Genomic DNA, 21,143 nt, shown 5'->3' on the forward strand with positions numbered 1-21,143 from the left:
TTTGTATGCATTGCGCACGTTATCCCGACCACTCTCTTCCGCAATCGGAGAATCCATGCGACGACTTTTGGTTGCCGGCTTGGCTACGGCTCTGGCGTGTGCGGGCGCGAGCCCAAGCGTCGGTTCGGCGCCGGCTGAACAGCACGTGGCCGTTCCCGGTTCCGGGACGACGCTCAACGTCGTCGCCACCTCGGGCGTCTCGAGACGAGAGTTCGCCGCGCCGCTCGACAAAGTGTGGAGGGTGCTCCCGGCGGTCTTCGACTCGCTCTCGATGCCCGTTTCATTTCTCGATCCCAGCACGCATTCGGTGGGCAATCGCGGCTACAAGGTCCGCGGCAAGCTCGGCAAGGTCGGACTGGCCCGCTACATCGATTGCGGCACGACGCAGATCGGACCCAACGCCGAGTCGTACGACGTCACACTGACGCTGAACACGACGCTCACGAAAACGGGCGAGGGCGCGACGGCGATGACGATCGACTTCGAGGCGTCCGCGAAACCGATGGCGTTTGCTCAGGAACCGTTCCGGTGCTCCACCAAAGGAACCCTCGAGCAGCGCGTCAACGACTTGACGGCCGCCTTGGTCAGCCGCTGACCGCCACGCCCACCTCGGCGCGCTGACGCGCCGGATCGAGCCGCGCGAGAACGAGCGCGGTGGAGACGTGCGCCGTCACGTTGAGGAGCGTCTTGAAGATGTCGGGGATCGCGTCGAGCGCGATGAGAATGCCGATCGCCTGAATTGGTAGGCCGAGGCTGGGCAGGTAAGGAGCGGCGACGAGGAACCCGCCGCTCGGGATCCCCGGAACGCTGAAGCTGAGCGCGATCGACCCAAGGGCGACCCACAGAATCGCGGTCGCGCTCACCGACACGCCGTACAGCTTGGCCAGAAAGACGACCTGAATGATCCACGACATCGCGATGTTCGCTCGCAACAGCGCGACGCCGAGCGGGATCGCGAACCCCGCGATCTCCGGTGAGATCTCGAGCTCGCGCTGCGCGCCCTCGAGCATCGCCGGGAGCGCGGCAAGCGACGATCGCGTGCTCACCACGACGACCTGCGCCGGCATCATCGCCCGCGCGAAACGCGCGATCGGCGTTCCGGTCACGAGCGGTATGACGAGATAAAAGATCACGCCCACGGCGGCGTGAAACCCGACCATCGCGGCGATGTAGAACGCAATCGCGCCGGCGGCTTGATTGCCGAGGTGTGTCGCGAGCGGAACGGCGAGGGCAAAGGCGCCGATGGGCGCGAACAGCAGCACCCATCGGACGATCTGGATCATGGCGTCGGACACGGCTCGCAGCACGGTGACGAGCCGCGACGACATCTCGTTTGCGCGCGCGAGGCCGAGGCCGAGCAGCGTCGCGAACACGATGATGGGGAGCATCGCGCCGTCCGCCGCCGCCTTTACGACGTTCGCCGGCGCCAAACCGATGATCCACTGCGAAAAGCCCGGCGTCTGTGTCAACGACGGCTCGGCGGCGCTGGCGCGCAACGATGCGGCCGCCGCGGGATCTACCGTCAACAGCGAGAAGACGGGCGGCACCGCGGCGATGCCGATGACGGCGATGACGAACAGAAAAACGAAGAAGACCACGAACGCGCGACGGCCGAGGCGGCCGAACGAACGGGCGCCGTCGCCCGAGGCCAGGGTGGCGATCAGCAGCGACGCGACGAGCGGCACGACGGTCATGCGAAGCGCGTTCACCCAGATCGTGCCGATCGGCGTTACCGCCGCGGCGAACGCTTGTCCCGGGCGAGACCCGCTCCACGATATCACGCCGCCCGTGATCAACCCGAGCGCGAGTCCAACCATCGCGCTCGTGGCCGGCGAGCGCCACATCGAGCTACGGCTCACGCACCGTCCGCTTGCGGCGAGGAGACGATGGCGTCGTCGGCGAGCACGAGTTTCGGCTTGCAGCCGACCGGAAACGCGACGCTGCTCGCGACGTAGCACAGCTCGTGCGCGCGATCGTGCAGACGCTCGACGAGCTGCTCGTCGACGGGCCCGCGCGCTGTGACGACGGGATGCAGCGTGACTTCGGTGAACCTGCCGCCGCCATCGCGTGTCTCGACCATCGTGCCGGTCGCGTCGTCGCGGTAGTCGACGACGACGATTCCGTTGTCGGCCGCGAGGTGCAGATACCACAGCATGTGGCACGACGAGAGCGACGCCACGAGCAGCTCTTCGGGATTGTATCGCCCTCGGTCGCCGAGGAAGGTCGGATCGGCCGAACAAAGCAGCGTGGGTTTGCCCGCCGCGCGAATCTCGTGCGCGCGATCGTAGGCGCGATAGGTGCTCGTTCCGGATCCGCGATTGCCGGTCCAGACGACGTGCGTCCGGTATGAATGGGTAGTCGGTTTGGCTGGCACGGTGGGTCGGATGCGGTGTACCGTGGACTACATTCTGCATGATAGCCTCGGGCCGCCGCTCCCGCGATGAGCCGCATCGCCCGCAACCCTTACACATCCTTTCCAGTGGCCGAGCATCCGATGACACATCTACGCCAACTCGCCGCTGCCGCCCTGTTGTGCGGCGTCGCGGGTGCGTGCACCTCCGAAAAAACGGCGGCAACCGCGTCCGACGCCGGCGTCGATTCGGCCGCGCAAGTGATCACGCCGAACGCCCTTCTCCAGCACATCGCCGATCTCTCGGCCGATTCCATGGAAGGACGAGCGCCGGGGACGCCGGGTGAGGCGAAGGCGATCGCCTACATGCAGGGACAGTTCAAGGCAATCGGGCTCGAGCCGGGGAACCCGGACGGCACCTATCTCCAGAACGTCGACTTGATCGGGTACAAGGCGCATCCGACGGCGTCGTTCTCGGCCGGCGCCAAGACGATCGCCCTCAAGTATCCGGCGGACTTCATCGCCAACTCGCGCCACGACAAGCGGGAGACGAAGATCGACAAATCGGACATCGTGTTCGTCGGCTACGGCGTCGTCGCGCCGGAATACGGTTGGGACGACTACAAGGGCGTCGACGTGAAGGGAAAGACGATCCTCATGCTTGTGAACGATCCGCCGGTGCGCGTCGCCGGAGATACGTCGCTCGACACGGCGATGTTCAAGGGGCGCGCGATGACGTACTACGGACGCTGGACGTACAAGTACGAGATCGCGTCCGAGAAAGGCGCCGCCGCCGCGATCATCATCCACGAGACGGGTCCGGCCGGCTATCCCTACGCCGTCGTCAGCAGCAGCAACTCGCAGGAGCAGTTCGATGTGATCTCGCCGGACGCCGAAAAGCGTGTGCAGGTCGAAGGGTGGATCACGCTCGACAAGGCGAAGGAGCTGCTGCGCGACGCGGGCCAGAATTTCGATTCACTCAAGGCGTCGGCGGCGACGAAGCAATTCAAGCCGGTGCCGCTCAACGCCACCGCCACGTTCGACGTGAAGATCGACGTGCGGAAGATTCAGTCGCACAACGTCGTCGCCAAGCTTTCCGGCTCCGACAAGAAAGACGAGTACGTCGTCTACTCGGCGCACTGGGACCACCTCGGCCGGGACACCACGCTCAAGGGCGACCAGATCTTCAACGGCGCGATGGACAACGCAAGCGGAAGCTCGGCGCTGCTCGAGATCGCTCGCGCGTTCAAGAAGCTGCCTACGCCTCCGCGGCGATCGATCCTGTTCTTGTCGGTAACGGCCGAAGAAAAAGGGTTGGTGGGATCGAAGTACTACGCGACGCATCCCCTGTATCCGCTCACGAACACGGTCGCGAACATCAACATCGACGGCTTCAATCAATGGGGGAAAACCAAGGACTTCACCGTGATCGGGCTTGGAAACTCGACCCTCGATGACGTATTGGACGGCGTCCTCAAAAATGAGGATCGGGTCGTTCGTCCGGACGCCGAGCCGGAGAAAGGCTTCTACTATCGCTCAGACCACTTCGAGTTCGCGAAGGTCGGTGTGCCGGCGCTCGATACGGACGCGGGGATCGACTACATCGGCAAGCCGCCCGGCTACGGTATGCAGAAACGCGACGAGTACACGAACAACGACTACCACGCCGTGTCGGACGAAGTGAAGACCGATTGGGACTTGAGCGGCGCCGTGCAAGACATGGCGACGCTCTTCCGGGTTGGTGTCGGAGTCGCCGCGGCGCCGGACATTCCTCAATGGAAGCCCGGCACCGAGTTCAAGGCGCGGCGCGACTCGATGATGGCAGCCCGCACCGACGCCGCGAAGCCAGTGGAATTGAAGAAGCCGTAGAGATTGGCCGACGCGGCTGGGGCGGACGTGGGTCTCAGCCCACTTTCGCCGGGCCGCTCAACACGGGCAGTGCCGCTTCGATCTGCGCGCGGTGCGGCTCGAGCCACGGCGGGAGCACGAGTGTCTCGCCCAAGTGCTCGAGCGGTTCGTCCGCGGTGAAGCCTGGACCTTCCGTCGCCAGCTCGAACAACACGCCGCCGGGCTCGAGGAAGTAGACCGACTTGAACCAGAATCGGTCGATCACCTCGGTCGGGCGGCGGTTTGCTTTCGCGATTCGCTCGCGGAGCTTGAGCTCGACCGACTCGTCGGCGACGCGCCACGCCACGTGATGCATCGTGCCGATACCCCACGCCCCGCGTCGCTCATTGGGCATCTCGCGAATCTCGATGTGCTCCCCGGAGCCGCCGGAGCCGACGCCGAAGCGATGCCAGCCGTCTTCCTCGCCGAAATTCTGAAAGCCGAGGATCTGCGAGAGGAACGAAGTCGTGGCGTCCATGTCGCGCTCCCAGACGCGTACGGCGTGGAGACCGAGGATCTGTTTGTCGGCCGGCACGGAGCTCTTGTCCCACGCGGCGAAGTCGCGACGCTCGGGTGCCTCGACGAGCGCGAGGTGTTGGCCGTGCGGGTCCGTCAGCTTGATCGCGCGATCCCCGCGGCGCTGCTCGGTGCCGGTCACGTTCGCGCCGAGGTCCGCCAGGCGCTCGTTCCAGTACTCTTGGCTGCCTTTGGGAATCGCGAGCGCGATCTCGACGCCAAGCCCGACGCCGAGATGCCCGGGCGCGGAAAACCGGAATGGAAAGAAGGTCAAATCCGTGCCGGGATGTCCGTCGGCGTCGGCGTAGAACAAGTGATACGTGCCCGGATCGTCCTGGTTGACGCTGCGTTTTACGAGCCGCATGCCGAATACACTCGTATAAAAATCGAGGTTCTCCTGGGCGTCACCCGCGATGGCAGTGATGTGATGGATTCCGGTGATCTCGGACATTCGCGTCGGCCTCGTCGGGTTGGCTTAAACTTATTGCCGTGTCGAACCTGCTTGCCGCTCGCGCGCAGATGGCCATCTCTCTCGGCTTTCACATCATCTTCGCCGAGATCGGCATCGCCATGCCGGCAATGATGGTGCTCGCCGAGTGGCGTTGGCGGAAGACTAGCGACGACGTGTGGCTCGAGCTCGCCAAGCGGTGGGCCAAAGGCACGGCGATTCTCTTCGCCATCGGCGCGGTGTCGGGGACGGTTCTGTCGTTCGAGCTCGGGTTGCTCTGGCCGCGGTTCATGGAATTCGCCGGCCCGATCATCGGCATCCCGTTCTCGCTCGAGGGATTCGCGTTCTTCACCGAGGCGATCTTCCTCGGCATCTATCTCTACGGGTGGGAGAAAGTTTCGCCGAGAGCGCATTTGTTCGCCGGCGTCGTCGTGGCGCTCAGCGGAGCGGCGTCGGCCATTTTCGTCGTCACGGTCAACGCATGGATGAACACGCCGCGCGGCATGACGCTCGCCGACGGCCGGATCGCCGCCGTCGACCCGATCGCGGGAATGCTCAATCCGTCGACGTTCCAGCAGGCGCTGCACATGGTGCTCGCCGCGTACGCCGCGACCGGCCTCGCAGTGGCCGGAGTGCACGCGATCATGCTGCTTCGCGGAAGCACGCGGCGCTTTCACCGGGCCGCGCTGGTGGCGTCGCTCGCGATCGGTGCACCGGCCGCGGTGCTGCAACCGATCTCCGGCGACCTGAGCGCGCGCACGGTCGCGCAGACTCAGCCGGCCAAGCTCGCGGCGCTCGAGGGGCAGTTCGAAACGGAACCCGGTGCGCCTTTGCGCATCGGCGGTTGGCCCGACGTCGACGCACGGCGTACGCGTTTCGCGATCGAGATCCCGCGGGGACTGTCATTGCTCGCGTTCCACGACCCCGGGGCGACGGTGCAAGGGCTGGCGGAATTCGATCGAGCCCTCTGGCCGCCCGTGCTTCCCGTCCACCTCGGTTTTCAAATCATGGTCGCACTTGGCACGCTGATGGCGCTCGTCGCCGCGTGGTCGCTCGCCGTACTTCTGCGAGGCGACGACCTTCTGTCGCGGCGCCGGCTGCTTTTCGCGCTCGCGATCGTGACACCGTTCGGCTTCATCGCCACCGAGGCCGGATGGACGGTGACCGAAGTCGGACGCCAGCCGTGGGTGGTGCAGGGAATACTTCGCACGGCCGACGCGGTGACGCCGATGCCCGGCGTCGCCGTGCCGATGGCGGGGTTCACGATTCTCTACATCGGTCTCGCCGCGATCGTCGTCGTGCTCATCAAATCGCTGGTCGGCGAGACGCGATGATTCCTGTGTTCACGATCGGCCTGCCGGAAATCGTGGCGGCGGCGATCATCGTCGCGCTGACCGGTTACGCGCTCACGGGCGGCGCCGACTACGGCGGCGGCGTGTGGGATTTGCTGGCGATCGGACCGCGCCGCGACGAACAGCGGCGTCTGATCGCGGACTCGATCGGTCCGATCTGGGAAGCCAACCATGTTTGGTTGATCGTCGCGGTGGTCGTGTTGTTCACCGGATTCCCCGCCGCGTTCGGCGTGCTCGGTACGGTGTTGCACGTTCCGCTCACGATTCTTCTGGTCGGCATCGTACTGCGCGGGTCGGCGTTCGTCTTCCGAAGCTATGGCCGCGCGGAGCGGCGGATCGTCGAGCGATGGGGGCTCGTGTTCTCGATCGCGAGCGTCGTCACGCCGCTCTGCTTCGGGATCGCGATCGGCGCCATCTCGAGCGACGCGGTCGGCAGAGCGGCAAGCAACGTCGCGACGATGTCGTACTCTTCCGTCTACATCGCGCCGTGGGCGGCGCTGTACGCGATGACGGTCGGCGTTTTCGCGCTCGCCCTCTTCGCGATGCTTGCGGCGGTCTATCTAGCGCACGCCGCGACTGAACCGGCGTTGCGCGAGGACTTCCGCCGGCGAGCGCTCGTCGCGGTTGTCGTCGTCGCAATCGTCGGCGCCGTGGTGCTCGCGACCTCCGAATCGTCGGCGCCCCGCGTCGCGCACGGCGTCACCGCGTCGTCGTGGGCATTCGTGCTCCACGCCTGCACGGGCGTCGCGACGATCGCCGTCGTCGCCGCGCTCTGGCTTCGTCGCTATCACGTCGCTCGCGTCGCCGCCGCCGCGCAGGTGACCTTCGTCATCTGGGGCTGGGCGCTGGCACAATACCCGTTCATCATTCCGCCCACGCTCACGATTCGTAACGCCGCCGCGCCGGCGGCGACGCTCGAGCTGCTGATCGCCGGCCTCGTCGGCGGAGCGTTGATCCTGATTCCCTCGCTGGGCTTCCTCTTCAAGACGTTCGCGTCGGCGCCGGCTACCGGCGCCGGATCAACGCACTGACCACGGCGAGCAACGCCGACGGGAGTTGCTCCGGCCGCTGCACCATGCGGTGACCGGCGCGGCCGAAGATCCTCGGCAGATACTCTGAGGCGTTGGCGTCGACGGTGAGGCAGAACGGAAAGATGCCCGACGCTCGCGCTTCGAGAATCGCCTGACGCGCGTCTTCGACGCCGTGCGGCCCTTGGTAGCGATCGACGTCGTTCGGCCGGCCGTCGGAAAGAATCAGCAACAGACGATGTCCAGCCGATCGCCGCGCGAGATGGCGCGACGCGAAGCGAACCGCCGCGCCGAGCCGCGTGAACCCGCCGGGCTCGATTCCGGCGACGCGCCGCCGAATGCGATCGCCGTTGTGCTCGGTGAAGTCCTTGATGCGTTGCACGCGGACGTCGTCGGCGGTTTTTCCGGCGAAGGTGTGCACCGCGAACGAATCGCCAAGCGCGTCGAGCGCGTCGCTCGCCAAGAGCAGCGCGATCTTCTCGAGATCGACGATTCTGAGCCCGTCGCTCACCCGCGTCTCCGTCGATCCGCTGACGTCCACGAGGAGCGAGAGGGCCAACCCTCGTCGTGCGGGCCTGGCTTCGCGATAGAAACGATCGTCGGGCGCGTCGCCGACACGGCGGTCGATCACCGCGTCCACCCAAGCCGCGACGTCGAGCTCGTCGCCGGAAACCCGACGGTTCAACAGCATGCGGCGCGCGCGAAGGCGCTCGAAGTGATGGCGAATCGTGCGCACGAGCGCGCTGTGTCGCTGCATCACGTCGGCCGCCCACGCCACGTCGCCGTCGATTGGGTCCTGCAGCCGCACGAGCGCGACGCGCTTGTCGTAACGGCCGGCGGCCGAATCCCATTCGTCTTGCGCCGCAACGACCGGCGGAAGTAAGCGCAATTCGTCGAGATCGATCGTCGGCAATCGGTCCTGCGTGTGCTCGAATGCGTTCGTCCCTCGAAGCGCTCGGCGATCGGGATCGGGCCTCGCGTACGGGTCGAACGCCGATGACTCGTCTTCGAGCCGCTCGTCCGGCGGCGCGGTCGGGTCGAAGGCTTTTCCCTGCGACTCGGCTTCGTCATCAGACTTGCGCTCCTCCGCTTGGTCGATCGAGGCGGAGCGACGCGTCGGGGCGGCGTCAGATCCGGCGATGGGCAGGCGCTCCGGGGCGCGGTCGAACGGATTGTCGGATTCGCGAATGACCTCCGCCCCCGCCACCGTGCCCCAGTGCATCGTGGGAGGCAATCCACGGTAGCGGCCGCCGAGCCGGCGAATGCGCGACGCGGCTTCTCGCGCCCAAGCCAACGAGTCACCGGGGGTGGCGTGCATCGCGGCGGGTTGGTCGGACCCGCGCAGCGCATCGCGCAGAAGCATCTCGACATCGCGCTCCTGTGGCGAGAGCGACGAGAGCATCGGCCGCGTTTCCAGCGCCGACGCGCGTTCGGCGCCGAGCGACTCGGCCAACCCCGGGTGGCGCCGCATGAGATCAGCGTCGATGGACGTCCCCTCGCGCAGCAGATAGAGATCGCGCTCGAGGGGATCGGCGGTCGGCAAGTGGCGCGGCGTTCCGCGCGCGATTCGCTCGGCTTGCTCGATCGCGAGAATGCGATAGCGGGCCACGGCCGACGCCTGGCCGTCCGGCGCGTCGAGAAATTCCGGCAACCGGATCGTCTCGCCGTCGACGGAAGGTGTCGTTCGGCGCGCGTCGGCTTGGGCGCCGAGAAACCTCGCGAGTCGGTCGACCCAACCATTTGGCGCGCGCTCCGTCATCGCCAACGCCATCGGCCGTCCGTACAGCGCGGCGACGACCAATTCGAGCCTCCGCTGCACGGTCTCGAGGCGGACGTCGGGGCGCCGCGATGAGAATCGCGCGCGCACACGTTCGCGCAGTCGCCGCGCGGTATGCTCGGCCTTGCGCACGAGCCGTCTCGCGCGTGAAACCGTGTGCGGCACTACAACAACGCCGCGACGAGATCGGCGATGGCGCTCACGAGATCGGGGTCGTCCGTCAGCGGCCCGACGAACGCCGCCTGACATGCATCCTGCGCCGACACGCCATCGGCGATCAGCTTGGCGGCAGAGACGAGCAAGCGTGTCCCCGGTCCCTCCGCCAAGCCTTGATCTTTGAGCCGCCGGACCTTGTGCGCGAGCTCGACGAGCGCTTGCGCGGTGCCGCGCTTCACGCCGCTCTCGTGCGCCACGATCTCCGCCTCGGCGCCCGCCGCAGGAAAATCGAACTCGAGCGTGACGAATCGCTGTCGCGTGCTCGGCTTCAAATCCTTGATCGCGTGCTGATAGCCCGGGTTGTACGAGATCACGAGCTGGAAGCCCGGCGCCGCCTCGACGACGTCGCCCGTTTTTTCGATCGGCAGCAGACGCCGATCGTCGGTGAGCGGATGAATCACGACGACCGTGTCCTGCCGCGCCTCGACCACTTCGTCGAGATAACAGATCGCGCCAAGCCGAGCCGCGGTCGTGAGCGGGCCGTCGACCCAAACCGTCTCGTCGCCCTTGATCAGGAAGCGGCCCGTGAGATCGCTCGCCGAGAGATCGTCGTGGCACGCGATGGTGACGAGCGGCCGTCCGAGCTTCCACGCCATGTGCTCGATGAACCGCGTCTTCCCGCACCCCGTCGGCCCCTTGAGCATGACCGGCAGCCCGCGCGCGTGACACTTGGCGAACACCTCGACCTCGTCTCCCGACGCGAGATAGTACGGCTCCCGCGCCACCCACCGCGCGCCGTGTTCGGCCGAGTGCACGAGGTCCGGCGACAACGTTTGGCGACTCTGTTTCAGCATCGTGAGTTCAGGTGAGAATTCGCAGCATGATGTGCGGTCTCGTACTCGCTAGGCCAGTTCCATGACGAATTTCGGACAATCGAGTTCGTCCGCGCGCGTCCACGTTGATACCCGCGCCGGCGAGAGATGACCCCCCCGAAAATCCTCAGGCCGTCTTCCCACGCGAGCCCGGGCTCAACAACTTCCCGCCCATGAACCGACGCGATTTCAACGCCATAGCGGCAACCGGCGCGGCCACGGCGTTTTTTCGTCGTATTGCCGGCGGCTCCGCGGCCCCGCAGACCGCCGGCCTCCCGGCCTCCCCGCAGCCCGATCTCCACGTCAACGCCGACCGCATCAACTCGCACCTCGCCGCGCTCGGCGAGTTCGGCAAGAACCCCGAGGGCGGTGTGTCGCGCGTGGCGTACAGCGACGCCGACAAGGCGGCACGGGCGAAGGTCATGGAGTGGATGCGCGCGGCGAAGCTCGAGCCGAGCATCGACTTCGCCGGAAACATCATCGGCCGTCGCGCCGGAAGCGACGCGTCGCTCCATCCGCTCCTCTTCGGCTCACATATCGACTCGGTTCCCGGCGGCGGTGACTACGACGGACAAGTCGGATCCACGTCCGCGATCGAAGTCGCCCAGACGCTGGCTGAGCATTCGATCGTCACGCGGCATCCGCTCGAGGTCGTGATCTGGCAGAATGAAGAGGGTGGGCTGTTCGGCAGCCGCGCGGTGAGCGGCCAACTCACGGCGGCCGAGCTCAAGACCGTCTCGAGCAGCGGCAAGACGGTCGAAGACGGGATTCGCTTCATCGGCGGCGATCCCGCGCGCCTCGCCGACGTCAAGCGTCCGAAGGGATCGATCGCCGGATACTTCGAGCTGCACATCGAGCAGGGCGGCACGCTCGACGCGGCCAAGGTCGACATCGGCGTAGTGGAGGGAATCGTCGGCATCAAGCAGTGGGAGGTCACGGTCGCCGGATTCCAGAACCACGCCGGTACGACCGCGATGAATCAGCGGCACGACGCGCTGCTCGCCGCCGCGCGCTTCGTGGACATGGTGAATCGTGTCGTAGTCGGCATCGCGGGGCGACAGGTCGGAACGGTCGGTCGGATACAGGCGTTCCCCGGCGCGCCGAACGTCATTCCGGGCAAGGTTGTCTGCACGCTCGAGCTGCGCGACCTCGACGACGCCAAAATCGACTCGATGTACGCGACGATTCGCAAGAACGCCGACGCGATCGGAAAGCAGAACGGAACGTCGTTCGCGTTCGCCGAGCTGCATGCCAACGTCGCCGCGCCGACCGATCCGCGCATGCGCAAGATCATCGCCGATTCGGCGGCGTCACTCCACCTCTCGACTCGACAGATGCCGAGCGGCGCCGGGCACGACGCTCAGGCGATGGCGGTGATCGGTCCGATCGGGATGATCTTCATTCCGAGCGTCGGCGGCATCAGCCACTCGCCGAAGGAGTTCTCGAAGCCGGCGGACATCGCCAACGGCGCGAACGTCTTGCTGCGCTCCGTGCTCGCGGCGGACAAGGCGCTCGCGTAGCGCTCGATTTCAGCGCGCGCCGCGGCGGCCGCAGCCACCCGCCGCCTCCACTCCCTACCGTTGTTGCCAGTCAGTGAACCTCGGCGGAGTGGAGAAGGGCGGACCGGCCTCGATGACCACGTCGGTGTGACGGAGAAGCGGAATCTTCGCCGGGTCGCCGGAATACGGCTTCCCGTCGACCCACACCTTGAGCTTTGATCCCGTCTTCGCGAACGCCGTCGCTGCCCGCGTCTCGCTCAGCGGTTGCCCCCAGATCGCGAAGAAGTCGCCGAGCGTGAACGTGCGGTTCGCGGGCGACTCGATGTGAATCACGCCGTCCGGCGTGTGCGTGTGTACCCAGTAAAGGCACTGACCGCCCAACGGCCGGCCGACGTTGTTCGGGATGTCGACCGATTTGCCGCGGTCGAGGATCAGCAGATGCTGATGGATGTGGATCCGCTGCCCCTCCATCTCGTCGCACGAAATCCCGCCCACCGGCTGCCCCGTCGGTACGGTCGAGATTCGCTGCGCGACGAGCGGCGTCGCGCCTACGAGCAGGGCGATCGCTGCGAGCGTACTCGCGGCCGCGGCGGCCCGCGTCAACGGCGTCATGAACGTTCTCTCCGGCATCGGTTGCGATGAGACGAAGGACTGATCAAGCGGGCGCGATCGCGAGCACGCGCAGCGGACTCCCGCTGCCATTCACGATCTTGAGCGGCGCCGCGATCACGATGGCGCCCGTGGCTGGAAGCTGATCGAGGTTGCGAAGGCTCGCCAGTCCGAACTTCCCGGCTCCGTGCATCGTCGCGTGATTCGGAAACGGCGGATCGAACGTACCCGCCTGGCCGGCGTCCGTTCCCACCGTCTCCACGCCGACGCCGAGCACCCCGCGGTCCTTTGCCAGCAGCTCGGACGTCGTCTTGTGAAATCCCGGACTGTGCGGGCCGTCGTCCTTCACGTTGAGGAACGACTTCGGATCGGAGCGCTTGCTCCAGTCCGTCCGCAGGAGGAACCACGAGCCTGTCGGGATCCGGCCGTGCTCCTTCTCCCAGGCCGTGACGTGGTCCGGCATCAGGATGAAGTCCTCGTTCTTCGCGACCTCGCGCGACACGTCCATCACGCATGCGGGGCCGACGAACCGACGCGCCGGAATCGTGTCGCAGCGGTTGTCGGGCAGGTCCTTGCCCGAGATCCAATGCACCGGCGCGTCGAAGTGCGTGCCGGTGTGCTCACCGAGGTGGAGCACGTTCCAGTACCACGCCGGCCCTTTGTCGTCGAAGTGCGAGATGACCTCCATCGTCAGCCCCGGCGATTGGCCGAAGATCGGTGGAAGTCCGATGACCGGCGTTTCCGGCCCGAGCGGTTGCGTGAGGTCGACGACCTTGAGCTTTCCCGCGTTGAGCTCGTCCACCAATTGCGTGAGAATCGTCGTCGTCATTGTCATTGTGGCCATGATCAGCTCGACCGTTGAGAAGTCTGAAGGCTGCGGAGGTGGCGCTGAAACTGGTACCGATTCTCGAGCAGCGAGAGGTCCGTCACGTAGCCCGCCGGTCCCACCGCTTCGACCTTGGCGACGATCGTCGTGACTTCGTGCGCGGCGAGCGCCTCGGCGAACTGGGTCTTGAATTCGTCGATCGTCGTCACGGTGTGCGTCCGCGGTATTCCCGCCGCGGACGCGATCCCGGCGAGGTCGCTGCCGGTGGACGTCGCCGTCGGAAAACCGCCGACCGAGAGCAGGCTTTCGTTGTCGAATACGACGTGAATCAGATTTTTCGGACGATATCGCGCGAGCGTCGTGAGCCCGCCGAGGTTCATGAGCACCGACCCGTCGCCGTCGAACACGACCACGGTCAGCTCGGGGCGGCTCAGCGCGATGCCCAATCCCATCGACGACGCCAACCCCATCGCGTGTTGCAAGTAGAAGAAGTTCGGCTTGTGGCCGATCGACTGAAGCTCCGCGGCCACCGCGCCCATGATCGTCACGACGATGCAGCGATCCAGCTCGCCGTAAATGGCTTCCATCGCGTCTCGGCGCTTCATGCTTCCTCCCACATCAGATCGCGCGCGAGCAGGAGCGCGACCGGCCGGCTCGCCGAGTAGGCGAGCGTCTGCGCCTTATTGATGCGGCGAGCTACGTGATCGGGCGAATCGAGCAGCATGTGCGGTATTCGGAGCGCGTCGAGCACGTGCGTCGTCACGCCGCCGCCCTCGGTTTGCCACGGATCTCGCTCGCCGAATTCGCCGCGGTGGCTGATGAACATCAAGAGCGGGATGCGGTAGAGCTGCGCGCACGACACGATGCCGTTGACCGACGCGAGAAATCCGTGGTTCTGCATCAACATCGCCGACTTCACGCCGGCGAGATGCGCGCCCGCGGAAATGCCGACGCCCTCCTCTTCCTTCGCGAGGCGCACGAGCATCATCTCCGGATCGTCCTCTGCCATCCGGATCAGATGCACCAGCCACGTTTCGGGCAGCGCGGACACGATCCGCACGCCGACGTCGCGGAGGCACTGGTAGATCAGCTTGGAGCTCGAGACGGAGACGGGCATGAAGCAGGTGGACCGGTGGACAGGTGGACCGCGAAAAACAAAACGACGAGCTAGACCGGCTTTACGGTACTGAAAACGCTCGACAGCAGCCACCAGACGCCCACGCCCCCGATCGCCGCGGGTATTCCGAAACGCACCCAGTAGTAGAGCAGGGCGGGGACCGGCACCTCGCCGCGCTCGCCGAGTTGCTTGAGTGCGTCGCCTCGCTTCATGAACCAACCGACGGCGAGCACCGCGACCAATGCGCCGAGCGTCTGCATGCCGGATCCGAACGTCAGGTCCCACGGCACGAAGATGCCGGTGTTGATCGCCGGCGGAATGGCAGCAAGAAAAATCGCGATTGTCACGAGTGCGACCGCGCGCTCGCGCGACATCTTCGTGTTGTCGGTCAGCCCGGCCACCAGCACCTCGAACGCGCCGACGTCGGATAGATAGCCGGCGCACGAGAGCCCGATGAAAAACACCGCGCCGAACAGCGCTCCCGCCGGCATTTCGGCGAACACCTTCGGCAGCGTCGCGAAGATGAGCCCCGGGCCGGACGTCGGTTCGAGGTTGAACGCGAACACCGCCGGGATCACGGCAAAGCCCGCGAGCAGAGACGACCCCGTATCGCCGATCACGGTCCACAGCGCCGGGCGCGCCACGCTCTCGTCGTGCTTCATGTACGAGCCATACACCACCATGAATGTCCCGCCGAGGGACAACGAAAAGATCGCGTGGCCGATCGCCGCGACCATCACCGTCGGCGTCAGATCCGCCCATCGGAATTTCAAGATGTACCATCGCACGCCCGCCATGGCGCCGGGCAGCGTGAGCGATCGGACCATCAGCAGCACGAGCGCGACGAGCAGCACCGGCATGACCCACGCACTCGCACGCTCGATCCCCGCTCTCAACCCTTTCGCGACGACGACCGCGCAAGCGAGAGCTACGATCGCCGTGAAGCAGAGTTGCAGCACGAACGACGTGAGGTCGAACCCGTGCTCGGGCGGAAGAATGGCCGAGGCTTGGATGTGCATCCCGAAACCGGCGCCGACCTGCGCCACCGCGTGATACAACACCCAGCCGACGACGGCCGTGTAGTAGCCCGTCGCCGCGATCACGATGACGAAGAAGAACCAACCCACGGCTGTTCCGCCGGGGAGGCCTGCCGCCTTGAACGCGCCCACCGGACCACGTCGCGCGAACCGGCCCAGCGCGAACTCCGCCATTAACGCCGGCATGCCGATGGCGACGGCGACGAAAACATAAAAGAGAACGAACGCCGCCCCGCCGAACTTTCCGACGAGGTACGGATACCGCCACACGTTGCCGAGCCCGATCGCGACGCCGATGACCGTGACGAGCGTCCCGAATCTCGTCGCGAACGTCTCGCGCGCTCTCGTCGTCGATCCGCGCCCGGCCTTCTGGCGCGGCTTCGCCGCCATTCCGTCGACAGGCATCAACTACCTCGCCTCCAGCGTTCCAATTCGGCGACGCGCGTTTCGAGCGCGTCGATGCGGTCGGGCGCGCGCACCCCCCCGCCGGCTGGCTTCACGGACGACGTGGGGGCGCGCTTCGCCGCGGCAACGTGAGCGGCGCTGGCAATACCGCTCGCGGAATGGGGACGCGCGACGCCGCGCCCCGCCGCTCGAGTGAATGTTCGGCCGAGCGGTCCAAGCCAAACCAGTCGGAACAGTCGCTCGCCGAGCGGCATTCGGAACGGGCTGCGCAGCAGCAACGCGAGCGAGACGCCGAACAAGACGACGCCGCCGAAGATGAGGAGCAGTCCGGCGACCGGCGTTTGATACGAGTGCGGACCGACCTGCTTTCTCATCGTGAACGCCCACCACGCCATTCCGAACCCCACAATGGGAGCGGCGGCCAGAATCGCGACGCTTCGCCGGCGCGCGTGTCGCGCGGCGGGGTCGGCCCGCAAGGCGTCGCGCTGCGACTGCCGCTCCGCGAGCACGGCGACCAGCCCTCGATGCACCGCGTCGGCGCTGAACCCGTTGACCGCCAACCGCCGTGCTTCGCCGAAGGTCTGTGCGACGCGCGTGACCAGGACGCCCGCGAGCAACAAGACCGGCAGCAGCATGTCGACCGATCCGCCGTCCCCGGCGGAGACGGATTGCGCCATGAAATAGGCGAGGATGGTCCCCATCACCAACACCAACGACAGCGTGCCCGCCTCCTGCACGAACAGCCGAATGGGGACCGGCACTTCGGGCGCGGTGAGCTGCGCGGCGTCGAGCGCCTCGACCAGCTCCTCGGCGCGCGCGAAACGCGCGTCCGGATCCTTGAGCAGGCAGCGATCGATCGCGTCGGCTAACGGCGCCGGCAAATCCGAACGCACGGTCGCCATCGGCGCGAGGGTTTCCGTGATCTGTTTGACGAGCGCTTTGCCCGTGGAATCCGCCGCCATCGCGACGCGGCCGGTCAGCGCATAGTACGCCGTGAGGCCGAGTGAATAGAGATCGCTTCGTCCGTCGACTCGATCGCCAGTCGCCTGCTCGGGACTCATGTATTCCGCGGTGCCCACGACTTCCCCGACGCGGGTGAGCCCCGCACCGGCGCCGTCGTCCGGCGCGGCGATCGTTCTCGACACGCCGAAGTCCATGACCAGCGCGCGACTCGTCGCGCGCTCGATCATGATGTTGTCCGGCTTGATGTCGCGATGGACGATGCCGCGCCCGTGCGCGTACGCCAACGCGTAGCCGGTGTCTTGCAGCAGACGGACGACTTCCCGCACGCTCAGCGGCCCCGCGCGCCGCACGCGCTCGGCCACGCTCTCGCCTTCGATGTAACCCATCACATACGCGAGGAAGTCGTCGCTCTCCTCGACCGCGTAGACGGGCACGATGTTCGGGTGGGAGAAGCTCGCCGCCATTCGCGTCTCGCGAAGAAACCGATCGCGAAGGGCGGACGCGGTCGCGAACTCGGCGGGCAATACCTTGAGGGCGACCGGACGTCCCAGCTTCACGTCGCGCGCCAGATACACGGCCCCCATGCCGCCGCGACCGAGCTCCCGCTCGATCTCGTATCGTCCGCCGAGTCGCTGCTGAAGGTCGCCGAGGCTCGTCATCGCGGCGAGAATATACCGCGAAGCGTCCGTGCGTTCACTGCGCGGCCAAAAGCGATGCCAGCGTGTCGAGGGCCGTGTCCACGTCCTCGACCGAGCTATAGAAGTGCGGCGATAGCCGGATCACGGGTCCGCGCGCCGACGCGATGACGCCTCGCTCGCGCATCTTCGATTCGACGAGGTGCGAGTCGCCGACGACGAATGCCGTGGTCGCGGTCTTGTGCGTCATGTCATCCGTGCCAAGCAGCTCGAGCCCGCGGGCGCGCCCACCGTCGATCAGCCGCTGCCCGAGGACCTCGAGCCACGAGCGAATCGCCGGAACTCCGATATCGTTGATGATCCGCATTCCGGCACGCGCGACGTAGGCGTTCACGATCGGTGGCGTTCCGGTGTCGAACCGGCTCGCCGACGCGGACCAGTCCAGCCGCTTCACCGCGAAGTCGAACGGATTGGCGCGGCCGAACCACCCGGTCACCGCGGGCTCGAGCGTCGCGGCGAGATCCCGCCGCACGTAGAGAAACGCGATTCCAGGAATCCCCATGAGAAACTTGAGATTCCCCGCAGCCAAGAAGTCCAAGCCGAGCGTTCGAACGTCGATCGGCACCGTTCCCAGCGTTTGGTAGCCGTCGACGTAGAGCAGCGCGCCGCGGTCGTGCGCCGCGCCCGCCAAGTGAGCGAGATCCTGCTTGAATCCGTTGAGGAAGTAGCCGTGCGTCGCCGAAACGATCGCCGTTCGGTCGTCCACGACGCGCTCGTACTCGCGCTCGTCGATCCGCCCGTCGTATACGGGGATCCACTCGACGTGCGCGCCGCGCCCCCGCTGCGCGAGCCACACGTGGCCGATCGTCGGAAACTCGGCCTCGGTTACCACGACCTTCGTACGACCGCGCGCGAAATCGATCGCGCTCGCGACCGCGCTCGTCGCCTCGGAGACCGAACTGAAGACGGCGATTTCGCCTGGCGATGCATTGATCAGCCGCGCGAACTCAGCCTTCGCCGCATCCACCTCCGCCATCCACGCATCCCAATCCATGGCGCGCGTACTCCACGACTCCAGATACCGCTCCGCCGCCGCTCGCGTCGCGATCGTCTGCGGCGCCTGCGAGCAATTGTTCATCGGAATCGTCGTGGCGAGGATCGGAATCCCCGCACGCGCGGCAGCCAGATCGTACGCGGGCAGGACGGCGGTCTCGGGCATGGCTCGAATCTGAGCCCGGGCTCGGCGATGGCAACCCTGTTGTAGCACACGCTCGGCGTGTGACGCTCGAGTGCCCCCCAGCGTTTAGCGCGAGGTCTCGATTACGTCGCTGTACGTCGCGAGCTTGCCGGCGCGGAATGCCGTCACTTGCGCGAGCATCGACCCCAGCATCTGTCGCGCGCGCATGTACCCCCCAAACGGCGGCGCCCCTCGGTAGTAGACCGCGCCGTCGAACACGGACCGGATGAACGTGCTCGTCGAATCGAGCGGCAGCTCGCCGACGTTGTCGAAGAAATGCCGCCAGTCGTCACCCTGCTGAAACAGGTACTGCTCGACGTTCGACAGATAAAAAGCGGTGACGCCGGCGTGGTGGTCCTTGAGGTACGTGCCCACGGCGCGGATGGCGGTCGGACCGGCGAAGTCCCCGACGAGCGGAACGACCAGGTTGTCCGTCTCGAGCTGCTTGAGCGCGCGGAAGTTCGCCTCGTTCGCCATGTAGCTGCGATGAAGCCCGGCGCTGTCCGTCTCGATCTGCAGCTGCGCGAAGCTCGGCATGCGGCCGTAACCCGAATTGCGCGATTGGCTCGAGTTGTACGTGATGTCCGGCCCGTATGCGACGAATGACCGATACACGTAGCCGATCGACGCCGTGTCATCGGAGGTAAGCGCGAAATGATGCTTCTTCGACAGTTGGTCGATGATCGACGCCATGTTGCGGCGGTACGCGGCGCTGTCCGGCGGCACGAGCTGGTACGCGACGAAGAGCGACTCGGGTGCCGTCAGCGTGTCGAGATGCGCCGGACGCGGACGCGAGAACAATCGCGACAGAAAATCGGCGCGGTCGGCCGACTGCTCGATCAGCGCCTTGTACATCAGGTGCGTCAGCATGTTCTGACGCCTGATGTCGAAGATGAATGCGATCTTCGGATGCAGCGCGACCAGGTACGTGAAGTTCTGATCGGGCCCGACGCCGAGGTACACACCGCCCGGCTTCGTTGTGCGGAGAAGCTCGGGGATCACCCATTGATAGCTCGTCTCGTTCGAGACGAAGTTGTCCGAGCGAAAGTAGCCCCCGGGCTCCGACGTGGTCGTGACCAGCCGCCAGAATGTGCTGTCGGCGAGCCGCGTCGGGAGCGCCTCCCACCGATTGCTGCTGGCAAGCTCCTGGGCGGCTACACGCGCCGGCCGAACGGCGAGGAGTCCCAGGGGCACCACGAGTCGCGCGAGCCGCGACGTCCATCTGCGCGTCCATCTTCCGCGAGCACCGAGCATGACTGCCATGACGAGTCCGGTCGTCCGATGATCCGTGAAGATGAATGCAGCTTACAAGCCGCGGTAGCCCGACCAAAGAAAACAGCGGCGCAGCGGAGAGTCCGCTACGCCGCTGTCGTTCTACATCGCGAATCGCAAAGGCGGCGCGATCTCGAACGCGAGGTCTTCGTTACTGCCACATCAGGTTGAAATCGTAATATCCGTAGCCGCCCTGCGGGTCTCGAATGCGTATCACGGTCGTATAGTTGTTCCACGACGCAGGCTGCTGCACCACGGTTACGCTGCCTCGACCGCTGTTCTGAACAACCGCCACGTTCGCGTTGCCACGCGGCATGTCCATGTTGCCGGCGTCGAAGCGCTCGTTCATCAATTGCTTGCCGCTGAGCGTGCGCGAGAAGACGCGGCCGTTCTGGATGCGAAGCTCGACTTGGTCGTCGACCTGGCCGCTCCAGTGCAGCATGGTGCGATTGCCATTGCGCCCGCGGTCGCCGCGGTCGCCGCGGTCGCCATAGCCGCCGTTGCTATTGTTCGGATAGTCACGGTCGCGTCCACGGCCTCGGCCCGGCCAACCGACGTACTCGCCGTTGGAGTAGCCCTCCCAATATCCGACGAGACGATACGAGTCCGACCCGCTGCGCGGGTCCTGAATGCGGACGACCGTCGTGAAGCCGTTCTGCGCATTCGGCTGCTGAATCACGGCGACGTCACCCCGGCCTTGCATCACCTGCACGCGAACGACGCCGTTCTGCCGAGGCAGGTCGGTCATCGCCCGGCCGCGCTGGAAGTTGGGCTCGGTTGCGCCGATTTTCTGCGTCCAGATCTGATTGCCCCGCATATAGATCTGAACCTCGCGGTCGACTCGACCGGTCCAGTCGAAAAGCTGCTGACCCTGCGCCATGACCACCGGTGCCGCGCCGACGAGGGCGGCGGCTGCCAATGGAATCGAGCGCTGAATCCACGTGAGTTTTGACATTTTCTTGCTCCTGGTTGAGACCGGCCCGGGTTTGGTGGCCGGCCTGAGCCCATTGTTTCGCAGCGCCCATGCCGCACCGGCCCGTTCACGCTGGAACTCGGCTCTGCATGCTGTAAGTTCTTGTCGTTACGTTCTTTAGGCGATCCTGACACCGCCAGGTAACCGCGCATTTGTGACGCGCGCCGCAGCCATGCCTAGGCAC

At 66.1% G+C, this 21,143-nt stretch carries 19 protein-coding genes; 5 read left to right on the forward strand and 14 right to left on the reverse strand.

Features of this window, described 5'->3' with window-relative positions; translation table 11 throughout:
• The first annotated feature begins 55 nt into the window (after positions 1–55).
• On the forward strand, positions 56–595 hold the full coding sequence (locus VGQ44_13960) for a hypothetical protein (GenBank protein HEV8447931.1): 540 nt from the start codon (positions 56–58) through the stop codon (positions 593–595).
• On the opposite strand, the gene VGQ44_13965 is transcribed toward VGQ44_13960, so the two are convergent.
• Together VGQ44_13965 and VGQ44_13970 are read right to left on the reverse strand one after the other, a co-directional pair.
• Entirely contained in the window at positions 585–1,844 is a 1,260-nt protein-coding gene (locus VGQ44_13965) for a dicarboxylate/amino acid:cation symporter (protein HEV8447932.1), read from the reverse strand. The genes VGQ44_13960 and VGQ44_13965 overlap by 11 nt on opposite strands.
• Positions 1,845–1,855: 11 nt before the next feature.
• Entirely contained in the window at positions 1,856–2,374 is a 519-nt protein-coding gene (locus VGQ44_13970) for an OsmC family protein (protein HEV8447933.1), read from the reverse strand.
• A gap of 120 nt (positions 2,375–2,494) precedes the next feature.
• Here VGQ44_13970 and VGQ44_13975 point away from each other — a divergent pair, with 120 nt between their 5' ends.
• Positions 2,495–4,219 carry a M28 family metallopeptidase gene (locus VGQ44_13975; GenBank protein HEV8447934.1) on the forward strand — a complete coding sequence of 575 codons (1,725 nt, stop codon included), beginning with the start codon at positions 2,495–2,497 and terminating at the stop codon, positions 4,217–4,219.
• Positions 4,220–4,253: 34 nt separating this feature from the next.
• Here VGQ44_13975 and VGQ44_13980 read toward each other — a convergent pair whose 3' ends face one another.
• Complete coding sequence (locus VGQ44_13980) at positions 4,254–5,204, reverse strand: ring-cleaving dioxygenase (GenBank protein HEV8447935.1); 951 nt, start codon at positions 5,202–5,204, stop codon at positions 4,254–4,256.
• A 38-nt stretch (positions 5,205–5,242) separates the two neighbouring features.
• Between VGQ44_13980 and VGQ44_13985 the strand changes: the two genes are divergently transcribed.
• Together VGQ44_13985 and VGQ44_13990 are read left to right on the forward strand one after the other, a co-directional pair.
• Positions 5,243–6,535, forward strand: a complete 1,293-nt coding sequence (locus VGQ44_13985; GenBank protein HEV8447936.1) for a cytochrome ubiquinol oxidase subunit I — start codon at positions 5,243–5,245, stop codon at positions 6,533–6,535.
• The gene (locus VGQ44_13990) at positions 6,532–7,584 is read left to right on the forward strand and encodes a cytochrome d ubiquinol oxidase subunit II (GenBank protein HEV8447937.1); all 1,053 of its coding nucleotides are present in this window, start codon (positions 6,532–6,534) and stop codon (positions 7,582–7,584) included. Before VGQ44_13985 ends, VGQ44_13990 begins: the two co-directional genes overlap by 4 nt.
• Here the strand turns inward: VGQ44_13990 and VGQ44_13995 are convergent.
• Entirely contained in the window at positions 7,559–9,490 is a 1,932-nt protein-coding gene (locus VGQ44_13995) for a VWA domain-containing protein (GenBank protein ID HEV8447938.1), read from the reverse strand. The two genes, VGQ44_13990 and VGQ44_13995, sit on opposite strands and share 26 nt — an antisense overlap.
• A gap of 32 nt (positions 9,491–9,522) precedes the next feature.
• Positions 9,523–10,368: a CbbQ/NirQ/NorQ/GpvN family protein gene (locus VGQ44_14000; GenBank protein HEV8447939.1), complete on the reverse strand. Its 846-nt coding sequence runs from the start codon at positions 10,366–10,368 to the stop codon at positions 9,523–9,525.
• A gap of 191 nt (positions 10,369–10,559) precedes the next feature.
• Between VGQ44_14000 and VGQ44_14005 the strand changes: the two genes are divergently transcribed.
• The gene (locus VGQ44_14005; protein ID HEV8447940.1) at positions 10,560–11,906 is read left to right on the forward strand and encodes a M20 family metallo-hydrolase; all 1,347 of its coding nucleotides are present in this window, start codon (positions 10,560–10,562) and stop codon (positions 11,904–11,906) included.
• Positions 11,907–11,960: 54 nt separating this feature from the next.
• On the opposite strand, the gene VGQ44_14010 is transcribed toward VGQ44_14005, so the two are convergent.
• The 9 genes from VGQ44_14010 to VGQ44_14050 all read right to left on the reverse strand — a co-directional run bounded on the left by VGQ44_14010 (position 11,961) and on the right by VGQ44_14050 (position 20,941).
• On the reverse strand, positions 11,961–12,497 hold the full coding sequence (locus VGQ44_14010) for a hypothetical protein (protein ID HEV8447941.1): 537 nt from the start codon (positions 12,495–12,497) through the stop codon (positions 11,961–11,963).
• A gap of 43 nt (positions 12,498–12,540) precedes the next feature.
• Entirely contained in the window at positions 12,541–13,338 is a 798-nt protein-coding gene (locus VGQ44_14015) for a cyclase family protein (protein ID HEV8447942.1), read from the reverse strand.
• A gap of 2 nt (positions 13,339–13,340) precedes the next feature.
• A complete protein-coding gene (locus VGQ44_14020) occupies positions 13,341–13,925 on the reverse strand; it encodes a thiamine pyrophosphate-dependent enzyme (protein ID HEV8447943.1) in 585 nt (194 codons plus the stop codon).
• Complete coding sequence (locus VGQ44_14025) at positions 13,922–14,437, reverse strand: thiamine pyrophosphate-binding protein (GenBank protein ID HEV8447944.1); 516 nt, start codon at positions 14,435–14,437, stop codon at positions 13,922–13,924. Before VGQ44_14025 ends, VGQ44_14020 begins: the two co-directional genes overlap by 4 nt.
• Positions 14,438–14,487: 50 nt before the next feature.
• On the reverse strand, positions 14,488–15,879 hold the full coding sequence (locus VGQ44_14030) for a sodium-dependent transporter (GenBank protein HEV8447945.1): 1,392 nt from the start codon (positions 15,877–15,879) through the stop codon (positions 14,488–14,490).
• Positions 15,879–17,501 (reverse strand): serine/threonine-protein kinase, encoded by a 1,623-nt coding sequence (locus VGQ44_14035; GenBank protein HEV8447946.1) that lies wholly within the window; start codon positions 17,499–17,501, stop codon positions 15,879–15,881. The genes VGQ44_14030 and VGQ44_14035 overlap by 1 nt, the downstream gene beginning before the upstream one ends.
• A 34-nt stretch (positions 17,502–17,535) precedes the next feature.
• The gene (locus tag VGQ44_14040; GenBank protein ID HEV8447947.1) at positions 17,536–18,696 is read right to left on the reverse strand and encodes an aminotransferase class V-fold PLP-dependent enzyme; all 1,161 of its coding nucleotides are present in this window, start codon (positions 18,694–18,696) and stop codon (positions 17,536–17,538) included.
• 84 nt (positions 18,697–18,780) lie between these two features.
• A complete protein-coding gene (locus VGQ44_14045; protein ID HEV8447948.1) occupies positions 18,781–19,977 on the reverse strand; it encodes a hypothetical protein in 1,197 nt (398 codons plus the stop codon).
• Positions 19,978–20,137: 160 nt separating this feature from the next.
• Entirely contained in the window at positions 20,138–20,941 is an 804-nt protein-coding gene (locus tag VGQ44_14050; GenBank protein ID HEV8447949.1) for a hypothetical protein, read from the reverse strand.
• Between the last annotated feature and the right edge of the window lie 202 nt (positions 20,942–21,143).

The organism is Gemmatimonadaceae bacterium, from assembly GCA_036003045.1.
Lineage (GTDB): Bacteria > Gemmatimonadota > Gemmatimonadetes > Gemmatimonadales > Gemmatimonadaceae > JAQBQB01.